This is a genomic window from Opitutus sp. sgz309028, from assembly GCF_059821195.1.
Window position 1 is genome coordinate 1184109 of record NZ_JCAMRR010000002.1, and the last position, 10758, is coordinate 1194866.

The 10758-nt window shown below is 62.9% G+C and carries 8 protein-coding genes; 6 read left to right on the plus strand and 2 right to left on the minus strand.

Annotation, left to right across the window (positions count from 1 at the left end):
* The first annotated feature begins 40 nt into the window (after positions 1–40).
* The 5 genes from tig to AC6RV7_RS10650 all read left to right on the plus strand — a co-directional run bounded on the left by tig (position 41) and on the right by AC6RV7_RS10650 (position 7372).
* Positions 41–1402 (plus strand): trigger factor, encoded by a 1362-nt coding sequence (tig, locus tag AC6RV7_RS10630; RefSeq protein WP_500093951.1) that lies wholly within the window; start codon positions 41–43, stop codon positions 1400–1402.
* 22 nt (positions 1403–1424) lie between these two features.
* Positions 1425–2045: an ATP-dependent Clp protease proteolytic subunit gene (locus tag AC6RV7_RS10635; protein ID WP_500093952.1), complete on the plus strand. Its 621-nt coding sequence runs from the start codon at positions 1425–1427 to the stop codon at positions 2043–2045.
* 61 nt (positions 2046–2106) lie between these two features.
* The gene (gene clpX, locus AC6RV7_RS10640) at positions 2107–3405 is read left to right on the plus strand and encodes an ATP-dependent Clp protease ATP-binding subunit ClpX (RefSeq protein WP_500093953.1); all 1299 of its coding nucleotides are present in this window, start codon (positions 2107–2109) and stop codon (positions 3403–3405) included.
* A 105-nt stretch (positions 3406–3510) separates the two neighbouring features.
* Complete coding sequence (locus AC6RV7_RS10645; RefSeq protein ID WP_500093954.1) at positions 3511–4803, plus strand: AGE family epimerase/isomerase; 1293 nt, start codon at positions 3511–3513, stop codon at positions 4801–4803.
* A gap of 22 nt (positions 4804–4825) precedes the next feature.
* Positions 4826–7372 carry a glycoside hydrolase family 9 protein gene (locus AC6RV7_RS10650; RefSeq protein ID WP_500093955.1) on the plus strand — a complete coding sequence of 849 codons (2547 nt, stop codon included), beginning with the start codon at positions 4826–4828 and terminating at the stop codon, positions 7370–7372.
* A 64-nt stretch (positions 7373–7436) separates the two neighbouring features.
* Here AC6RV7_RS10650 and AC6RV7_RS10655 read toward each other — a convergent pair whose 3' ends face one another.
* On the minus strand, positions 7437–8504 hold the full coding sequence (locus tag AC6RV7_RS10655; RefSeq protein WP_500093956.1) for a M42 family metallopeptidase: 1068 nt from the start codon (positions 8502–8504) through the stop codon (positions 7437–7439).
* Between the two features lie 61 nt (positions 8505–8565).
* On the opposite strand from AC6RV7_RS10655, the gene hisA reads away from it, so the two are divergent.
* Positions 8566–9291, plus strand: coding sequence for a 1-(5-phosphoribosyl)-5-[(5-phosphoribosylamino)methylideneamino]imidazole-4-carboxamide isomerase (gene hisA, locus AC6RV7_RS10660; RefSeq protein WP_500093957.1), 726 nt, complete (start codon positions 8566–8568; stop codon positions 9289–9291).
* Between the two features lie 34 nt (positions 9292–9325).
* Here hisA and AC6RV7_RS10665 read toward each other — a convergent pair whose 3' ends face one another.
* On the minus strand, positions 9326–10714 hold the full coding sequence (locus AC6RV7_RS10665; RefSeq protein WP_500093958.1) for a dihydrolipoyl dehydrogenase family protein: 1389 nt from the start codon (positions 10712–10714) through the stop codon (positions 9326–9328).
* Positions 10715–10758: the final 44 nt, after the last annotated feature.

The following is a 10758-nucleotide window of genomic DNA, read 5'->3' on the forward strand; positions in this document are numbered from 1 at the left end:
CACAGAATCCGGCATTGACCGCTCTTCGGTGCGTCGTAGCGTGACCAATTCTTTTCAACCAAACGCCCGCACCTACTCCGTGAACGTCCAACTGAATAACGTCTCCGACACCCGCAAGAGCCTCGCCGTCACGCTCGATCAGAGCGAAGTCGACGGCGTCCACCAAAGCGTGGTCACTGAGTTTTCCCAGCTCGCGCGCATCCCCGGTTTTCGTCCCGGTAAGGCTCCGGCGGCGATCGTCGCGAAGCGCTACGCCAAGGAAATCGGCGACGAGTTCAAGCAGAAGGTCGTTTCGAAAGCCTACCGTGATGCGCTGGAGCAGCAGAAGCTGGACGTCCTCAGCGTCGTCAACGTCGAGCCGGGCGAGCTCAATCCCGGTCAACCTGCAGCGGTGACGATCACCGTCGACATCCGTCCGGAATTCACCGTGCCCGATTACAGCGCGTTGACCACGGAAGTCGGTCCGACGGACGCGACCGACGAAGAAGTGGACCGCGTGATCGAGGGCATGCGCGCGGAGCGGGCCGAGTTCAAGGTCGCCGAGCGCGCCGCCGGCAAGGGCGACTACGTGAAGCTGGCGTATGAGGGCAACGTCGATGGCAAGCCGATCGCCGAGCTCGCGCCTGAAAAACAAATTTACGGCAAGGTCCCGCAAACCTGGGAGGAAGTGGAAGGCGAGCACGAGGGCATCATCCCCGGTCTCGGCAAGCAGATCTCAGGCTTGAAGACAGGCGACAAGAAGGACGTGACGATCACGTTCCCGGCTGAGTTCCAAGCGGTGCCGGAACTCGCGGGCAAGACTGCCGTTTACTCGATCGAAGTCCAGGAAGTGCGCGAGCGCGTGCTCCCGCCGCTCGACGAGGCTTTCTTCAAGGCGCATCAGGTCGCGGATCTCGAGACGCTGCGCGTGGCGGTTCGCAGCCAGCTGCGTCGCCAGAAGGAATCGCAGAATCGTGCGGCGCAGCGCCGTCAGGTTTCGGATGCGCTCGCCGACAAGGTTGATTTCCCCGTGCCGGAATCGCTGGTCGAGAGCGAGACGCAGGGCGTCCTCCGCCAGTTCATTGAAGAGAACATGCGTCGCGGCGTGCCGCAGGAGCAGTTCGAGAAGGACAAAAAGGAACTCTTCGATGGCGCGCGCAAAGCCGCCGCCAAGCGCGTCAAGCTGCAGCTGGTCCTCGCGAAGATCGCCGAGGCGGAAAAGATCCAGGTGACCGAGCAGGACATCGATCAGTTCATCTACCGCGAGGCGATGCGCACGCAGCAGAAGCCCGACAAGATCGTCAAGGCACTCACGACCGATCGCGAGCAGCTCCGCGCGATCCAGCAGTCGATCATTTTCGACAAGGCGATTGATTTCCTTGTCTCCAAGGCTACGGTTACGACAGTTCAGCCGAAGGCTTAACTGCCAATATCCTCAACCTACTGTGAGCTACTACGTTCCCATCGTTCTCGAAAACACCGGCCGCGGCGAGCGGTCGATGGACATCTACTCCCGCCTGCTGAAGGATCGCATCATCTTCATCGGCACTCCGATCGATGACACGGTGGCGAACCTCGTGATCGCGCAGATGTTCTTCCTGCAGATGGAAGACCCGAAGAAGGATATTCAGCTCTATATCAATTCTCCGGGCGGGGTCGTGACGGGCGGCATGGCCATCTATGACACGATGAATTTCCTGCAGTGTGACATCGTCACTTACTGCGTGGGTATGGCGGCGAGCATGAGCACGGTGCTGCTGGCCGCGGGAACGAAGGGCAAGCGATTCGCGCTGCCGAACAGCCGCGTGATGATTCATCAGCCGACCGGCGGCGCGGGTGGCCAGACGGCCGACATCGCGATCGCCGCGCGCGAGATTCTCCGCTGGCGCAAGACGCTGAACGAGACGATTGCGAAACACACCGGCAAATCGGTCGCGCAGGTCGAGAAGGACTCGGATCGCGACTATTACCTGAGCGCGCACGAAGCCAAGGATTACGGGATCGTCGACCACGTGGTTGAGTCGACCCGCGAAGCGCAGGCGCTGGGCGTCCAGTCCGCCGCCTGAGTGACTTTGCCGTTTTCCGGTCCGCGCTCGACTCCGCGTCGCTGAACCGCATCCTTTCGTCATGGCCAAATCTTCGCGCATGACCCTTTGCTCCTTCTGCGGCAAGTCGCAGGCGGAAGTGAAGAAGATCATCGCCGGCCCGGGCGTTTACATCTGCGACTCGTGCGTCAACGTCTGCAAGACCATCATTGACCGCGAGGTGAAGGCTCCGGCGGCCGAGCCCCGGCCGCAGGTGCGTCTGGTGAAGCCGTCCGAGATCAAGCGCACGCTCGACGACTTCGTGATCGGTCAGGACCACGCCAAGAAGGTGCTGTCGGTCGCGGTCTACAATCATTACAAGCGGCTGATGTTCGACACCGGCCAGCAGTCGGGCAAGGAATCGCTGGCGCTGTCTCCAGAATTCAACGACGTCGACGTCGAGAAGAGCAACATCCTGCTCGTCGGCCCGACCGGCTCCGGCAAGACGCTCCTCGCCCGCACGCTGGCGAAGATCCTCGACGTGCCGTTCGCCATCTCCGACGCCACCACGCTCACCGAGGCCGGCTACGTCGGCGAGGACGTCGAGAACGTCGTGCTGCGTCTGTTGCAGAACGCGAACTACGACGTGAAGCGGGCCGAGTGCGGCATCATCTACATCGACGAAATCGACAAGATCGGCCGCAAGACGGAGAACGTGTCGATCACGCGCGACGTGTCCGGCGAAGGCGTGCAGCAGGCATTGCTGAAGATTCTCGAAGGCACGGTGTGCAACGTCCCGCCGCAGGGAGGCCGCAAGCACCCGAATCAGGAATACGTCCAGATCAACACCGGGAACATCCTGTTCATCTGTGGCGGCGCGTTTGTCGGGCTCGACAGTCTCGTGCAGCGCCGCTTGGGCCAGCGGAGCCTCGGTTTTTCGTCGATCCGCGCGCAGCAGGAGCAATCGCTCAAGCCGGAGGAAATGATGAAGGCGCTCGCGCCGGAAGATCTCATTCGCTTCGGCATGATCCCGGAATTCATCGGCCGCCTCCCGGTGGTTTCCGTGCTCGACCAGCTTTCCGTCGGCGACCTGGAAAAGGTGCTTCTGCGCACGAAGAACGCGATGGTGAAGCAGTATTCCAAGCTGTTCGCGATGGACGGCGTGCGGCTGCGTCTCACCAACGACGCCATCCGCGCCATCGCCCAAAAAGCCATCGATTTGAAGACTGGCGCGCGCGCCCTGCGCTCCATCCTCGAGAGTCTGATGCTCGAAGTCATGTATGACCTGCCGCAACGGGACGATGTCGCCGAGGTCGTGATCGACGCGGGCGTGGTCGCCGGGCGCAAGCGCCCCACGCTGCGCCGCCTGGAGAAGGGCGAGCCGAAGCAGGACGCGGCCTGATCCGACCGTTGGTTTTTCAAAATTGGAAACGCGGCGGAGCGATCCGCCGCTTTTTTGTGCGACTTTTCGGGGATCCGCACGACAGGCTCAACATCCTACCCCGCGATGACCTTGCGAACACTCGTAAGTTGCGCCCTGATCGCGACCGCTGTCCTGGTCCCGTCGCTGCGCGGCGAGTTGCCGCCGCTCGAAGAGCGTCGCGCGCTGCACCACCAGGTCGAGGCCGAGCTCCGCGAAAACATCCTGCCTTTCTGGCTCGAGCACGCGCGCGATCGCGAACGCGGCGGCTTCTACGGCGAAATCGATGGCGACCTGAACATCAAGCGGAACGCGCCGCGCGGCGCGCTGCTCACGTCGCGCATTCTCTGGACGTTCTCCGCCGCCTATCAGCGCTACCGCGACCCAGCTTATCTCGAGATGGCGCGGTGGGCCTATGACGATCTCCAGAGCCGTTTCTGGGATCGCGAACACGGCGGTCTTTACTGGCGGATTTCCGCCGACGGCAAGCCGCTCGACGCGAGAAAAATTCTCTACGTGCAGGCGTTCGGGATCTATGCGCTGAGCGAGTTTAATCGTGCCACCGGGGATCGGAAACCGCTCGATCGTGCGATCGAGTTGTTTCGCCTGGTCGAGCGGCACTGCGTCGATGCGGAGCACGGCGGTTATTTCGAAGAGCTCTCCCGCGACTGGCAGGTGTTGCGGGACCGCGGTGCGCGTGGCAGCGCGATGGGATCGAAGGGCCAGAAATCGCAGAACGTGCACCTGCACCTGCTGGAGGCCTACACGAATTTGCTGCGCGCCTGGCCCGACGCGACGCTGCGTGAGCGGTTGCGGTCGGTCGCCGATGTGATGCTGGACAGGATCCTCGACGCGAAGACCGACCATCTGCGGCTCTTTTTGGACGAGGATTGGACGCCGCGTTCCGAGGAGTATTCATTCGGGCACGACATCGAGTTTTCCTGGTTGATGTGCGAAACGGCCGAGGTGCTCGACGACGAGAACCTGATCGCGCGCGTGCGGCCGCTGGCGTTGCAGATCGCGCACACCACGCTCGAGCAAGGCGTCGATCCCGACGGCGGCGTGCTCGGTGAGGCCAATCCGCGCGGGCTTACGGTCACGTTCAAGGAATGGTGGCCGCAGGCCGAAGCCGTCGTCGGCTTTCTCAACGCCTATCAGATCAGCGGCGATCCGAAGCTCTGGACCGCGATGCGACGGAGTTGGTCGTTCATCGAGACGTATCTCGTCGATCGCAAGAAGGGCGAGTGGCTGCACGGCGTGTCGCGCGATCACACGAAACGCTCCACGATGAAACTGAGTTTCTGGAAGTGTCCTTATCACAATGGCCGCGCCTGCCTGCAGGTGCTCGAACGACTCGAATCCCTCGAATCGAAGCCCTGAACCGCACCGTCCCGCTGATCACATGAAGACTATCTTTTTTGCCATCGGATTTTCCGCGCTGTGCTGGGTGAGCGTGCGCGCGGCGTCGCCGGACCCCGGCGCTGGCGACACGCTCGTGCTGAACGAGCAGGAGTATCTCGAGATGCGCGGTCTGAATGTCATGCTCGCGCACGACTATTATCCCGAGAGTCACCAGGGCGGCGTGGGCGTGATCCAGAACGGACTGCGCATCGCGACGAATGGCGACTTGCGACTCTCGGTCGCCCCCGGGCAGTGGCAACCGACGCCGGTCGTCGGTCCGCGTCAGATCGATCGCGCCACCGGCGAGGTGAGCGTTCACATGAGCTATCCGGACGCGAAAAAGGACCGGACGGGCTTCAATCCGATCACCTATCCCGACCTGAATCTCGGCTACACGGTGCGGATCGTGCCCGCCGGACGGGCGTTTCGAATTGTCGTCGATCTCGACCAGCCGCTGCCGGCGGAGTGGGTCGGCCGCGTCGGATTCAACTTCGAACTGTATCCAGGATTCTTGTTCGGCGCGTCGTTCGCTATTGGCGAACAGATCGGACAATTCCCGCGTCAAGCCAACGGTCCGAGCGAGACCGACGAACACGGCGAGCAGATCATGCGGCTCGGTCGGGGGAAGTCGTTGACCGTTGCGCCCGAGTCCGATCATCAGCGGATGACGATCGAGGCGGTCCGCGGCGGAGAACTGGAACTGCTCGACGGCCGCGCCGAGCACACGAACGGCTGGTTCGTGGTGCGCTCGCTCGTGCCCGCCGGCGAAGCGAAGGGCGCCATCGAATGGCTCGTGACGCCGAACGCCATCCGTGACTGGACGTCGGCGCCGGTGATTCAGGTTTCCCAAGTGGGCTACCATCCGGCGCAGCCGAAGGTCGCGGTCATCGAACTCGATCGAAACGACTCCGCGCGCAAAATGGCCGTCCTTTATCGCGCCACGTCCGCCGGCCTCGAAAAGGTGCTCGAGCGCAAACCGAAGGAATGGGGGCGTTTCCTCCGTTACGACTATCTCCAGGTCGACTTCACTGAAGTCACACAGTCCGGCACCTACGTGCTCGCGTATGGCGACGAACGTTCGGGGCCGATTCAAATCTCTTCAGAAATCTTCGCGCGTGATGTCTGGCAGCCAACCGTCGAATATTTTCTGCCGGTGCAGATGTGTCACATGCGCGTGACCGACGCCTATCGCGTCTGGCACGGACTTTGTCACGCCGACGACGCGCTGATGGCGCCGGTGAATCACAATCACTTTGATGGCTATCATCAGGGACCGTCGACGCTCACCTCGTTTCAGCCGGGCGATCACGTGCCCGGCCTAGATCGCGGTGGCTGGCACGACGCCGGCGATTACGACCTGCGTATCGAGTCGCAAGTCGACACGATTCACGGTCTCGCACTCGCGTGGGAACTGTTTCAACCGCGGATCGACGAAACCACGATCGACCAGGAAACGCGCATCGCCGCGATCCACCGCCCCGACGGCAAGGACGATATCCTTCAGCAGATCGAGCACGGCTTGCTCTCGGTCTTGGGCGGTTATCGTTCGCTCGGCCGGCTGTATCGAGGAATCCAGGACGCTTCGCTGCGCCAATACACGCACCTCGGTGATGCCGCGACGATGACGGACAACCAGGTATTTTCAGAGCCCTCGGACGACGCCATGAAAATTCTCGCCGCCGCGGCGGTGGCCGGTTCGCAGGCGGAGCCGAAGATTGGCGATCTCCCGCCGCTGGGCTCGATCGGTTCCGCGGACGATCGCTGGGTGTTCACCGAGCAAAATGCGCCGCACGAGCTCGCGACGGCATCGGCGCTGGCCGCGTCGGCGCGCGTGCTGAAAGGCTACAACGACGAGCTTGCGGCCGAATGTCTCGTGGTCGCGGAGAAATTGTGGGCGGCGGCGGAACCGGCCCAACCTCTGCTCCGACTTGCGGCGGCGATCGATCTGTTGCAGGCGACGGGGAAATCCGAGTACGCGCAGGCGATTGTCGGTTTGGGTGACGACATCGTCGCCCACGTCGACCGCTTCGGCTGGCTCGGCGCGCGTTCGCTCCCGTTCGTTCAGGATCCGGCGTATCGCGAAAAAATTCGCGCAGCTCTGAAAACGTATCGCTCGAGCGTCGATCGGCTGGAGCGCGAAACGCCGTATGGGTTGCCCTACAAACCCGCCATCTGGGGCGCCGGTTGGGGCATTCAGCGGTTCGGGGTGGAGCAGTATTTCCTGCACGTCGGCGCGCCTGACATCTTTCCGCGCGATTACATGCTGCACGCGATCAATTTCATTCTCGGCTGCCATCCGGGCTCGAACAACGCCTCGTTCGTTTCGGGCGTCGGCGCGAAATCGCTCACGGTCGCCTATGGAGTGAATCGTGGCGACTGGTCTTATATTCCCGGCGGCGTGGCCTCCGGCACCGCGTTGATCCGCCCGGATTATCCGGAGCTGCTCACCTGGCCCTTCCTGTGGCAGCAAGGCGAATACTGCCTTGGCCGTCCGACTTCGGACTACGTGTTTCTCATTCTGGCCGCGGATCGGCTCCTCGGCCGGTAAGCGACGCGCAAACGCCAACGCGGTTTCGTCGCGCAATCGAAACCGCGTCGCGTCCCGCGTCCGTTCACCAGTGCGCGTAGTCGCCTTTTTCGAGGGCGCGCGCAAACTCGACCAGCAGCTGCACGCAGCGCTCCACGTCCTCGAGGTCCACGACCTCGCTGGGCGTGTGCATGTAACGCAACGGAATGCTCACGAGTCCCGTGGCCACGCCGCCCCGACCCATTTGAATCGCACGCGCATCGGTCCCTGTCGGACGCGGATCCGCCTCCAACTGATACGGGACGCCCGCTTTTTTCGCGGCGGCGATGAGCTTCTGATAAACCTTCGGATTGATGTTCGCGCCGCGGCAGATGATCGGACCGCCGCCAAGTTTGGTCTCGCCATATTTCCGGTTGTCACAGTCCGGGTGATCGGTCGCGTGACCGACGTCGACGGCGATCGCGAGGTGCGGATTGACGGAGTAGGCGGCCGTCGTCGCGCCGCGAACGCCGATTTCTTCCTGTGCGGTCGCCACGGATACAACCCTGGCCGCGAAATTTCTCTCCTTCGAGAGACGAATCAGCGTCTCGCCGACAATGTAGGCGCCGACCTTGTCGTCGAACGCTCGCGCCGCGCCGATGCTGCCGCTGAACAACTCGAACTCGTGATCGTAAGTGGCGACGTCGCCGATCGCGACGCGCTCGAGCGCCTCAGCCTTCGACTTCACGCCGATGTCGATCCAGATCTCGTGTTTCTTCGGCACCTTCTTGCGATCCTCCTCGTCCATGAGATGGATCGCGCGCTTGCCGGTGACGCCCTTGATCGGGCCATTCGCGGTTTGGATGATCACCCGCCGACCGGAAATCACGCTGAGATCGTGACCGCCGACGGTGTCGAAATAGAGAAAGCCGTCCTTGTTGACGTAGGTGATGATCAGGCCGAGTTCGTCGATGTGGCCCGCGAGCATCAGCACGGGATCGCCGGTGGGATTGAGCGTGGCGATGCGGTTGCCGAGGGCGTCGTTGGCGTAGGCGTCGGCCGCCGGTTTGACGTGGCGGTCGAACACCGCCTGCGCCTCGAATTCGTAACCGGAAGGCGAGCGCGCGCGGAGCAGCTCGGTGAGAAACGCGGGGACCGGGTAATTCTGCGACATAAATGAGCGATTGCTTTTCTCTTACCCTGAAATCGAAAATTCGAAATCGAAAGTTTCAAAAATGACCATCTATCCAGCCATCGACATCAAAAGCGGCCGTTGTGTGCGGCTCACGCAAGGACGCGCGGACCAGGAAACCGTTTACGCGGAGAATCCGGCCGACGTCGCCGTGCAGTTTCGCGAGGCTGGCAGCAGCTGGGTGCACGTGGTCGATCTTGACGGTGCGTTTGCGGGAGAACCGCAGAATCTCGCGGCCGTGCAGGCGATCGCGAAAGTCGGTTTGAAGGTGCAACTCGGCGGCGGCCTGCGCACGCGCGCCGCGGTCGAGCGTGCGCTCGGCTTCGGCGTGAGCCGGGTCGTGATCGGCACGCGCGCCGCGGAAAGCGAAGCGTTCGTCGGCGAACTCGTGCAGGCGTTCGGCGACAAAATCGCCGTCGGCATCGACGCGAAGAACGGCCAAGTGGCGGTGAAGGGCTGGGTGGCCACCGCCGATCTGAGCGCGATCGCCCTCGCGAAGAAAATGGATGCGCTCGGCGTCGCCACCTTGATCCATACCGACATCGGCACCGACGGGATGCTGACGGGCCCCAATTATGCGGCGCAGGAGGCGATGCTGACCGCCGGGAAGTTTCGTGTAATCGCGAGCGGTGGCGTCAGCCGGCGCGAAGACGTGATCGAATTGGCCAAGCTGGCGCAGCGTCACGCCAATCTGGACGGCGTGATCGTCGGAAAAGCGCTTTACGAAAAGCGCGTGGACCTGCGCGACCTGCTCGAGCTCGCGCGCTGACCGTTCCGATGAAACGGCGCGCGCCGGGTCGGCGTTACTTGATCTTCTCCGCGATCTCCTCGAGCGGATAGGTTACGATCTCCGCGAGCGTCGGGTGATACCACGGCGCGCGCAGCAAATCGAAAACGGTGGCCCGCATCGCGAGCGGGCCGCTGAAGGCGTGGATCAACTCACCGGCGTCCTTGCCGACAATCTCCGCGCCGAGGATGCGACCGCGGCGGGGTTCCGCGATGACCTTCACGTAGCCGTAGTTCGCGTCCATCAGGATCGACTTGCCGTGATCGTTAAATGGATACGAAGCGACGAGGTAGGGGCGCTGCTTTCGCTCGAGGTCGCGCTCGAGCAGGCCGATGGTGGCGAGCTGCGGATCGGTGAAGACGACGTTCAACAACAGCGAGTAATCGACGGGCTTCAGCTTCTTCACACCGGCGGCATGGCGCGCCGCGAGTTCGCCCTGCTGGATGGCGACGTGGACGATCTCGGCGGGCCCGGAACAGTCGCCCGCGGCGTAGATGTGCGGCGTCGACGTTTGCTGCCAGCGGTTGATCACGATCTGGCCGGTGATGCGGGTTTTCACGCCGGCGGCCTTGAGGTCGAGCGATTGGGTGTTGGGTTCGCGACCGAGGGCGTTGAACAGATGCGCTGCGCGCCGGGTGATGATTTTCCCCGCGTGCATGAACTCCACGCCCACGCCTCTTGCGTCCTGCCAGACCCGCTGCAGATGAGTGCCGGCGAACAGTTCCACGCCTTCGTCGCGCAGCGCCTGTTGCACAACGGTGGACGCGGCGGCGGAGTGATCGCGCAGGATGTTCACGCTGCGCTGGATCAGCGTCACGCGCGTGCCGATGCGCCGGAGAAATTGCGTCAGCTCGCAGGCGACGATGCCGCCGCCGAGCACGATCACGCTCTTCGGAATAAAATCGAGATCGAGGACATCGTCGCTGGTCCAGAACGGCGTGTCTGCGAGGCCGGGCACGGGCGGGACGCTTGGCTTGGAGCCGGTTCCGATCAGGATTTTTTTTGCCCGCAATCTCCGTCCATCGGAAAGCTCGACCGTGTGTGCATCGACGAAGCGCGCGTGGGCCCGGATGAGGTCGAACTTCCCTTTCTCGAGTGCCTGCACGCGGTAGTCGGCGAAATCGGCGATGATGCGTTTCTTGCGCGCGTGGATCGCCTTCATGTCGGCGCGGGCGGACGGAATTTTCAGGCCGAAGGTTTTCGCTTTCTGCGCGAGGTGCAGGACCTCCGCCATATAGAGCAGCGTTTTCGACGGCATGCAGCCGCGCAGGATGCACAGGCCGCCAAGCTCGGACGCGCCGTCGACGATGGCCGTTTTCAAACCGTGCGCGGTGGCGACGCGGGCGGAATTGAAACCCGCGCTGCCGCCGCCGAGAACGAGGAAGTCGTATGTTTTCAACTGCATCACAGGAAACGGGCTAACCCGGTGCGCGCAACCTTCGGCGCCCC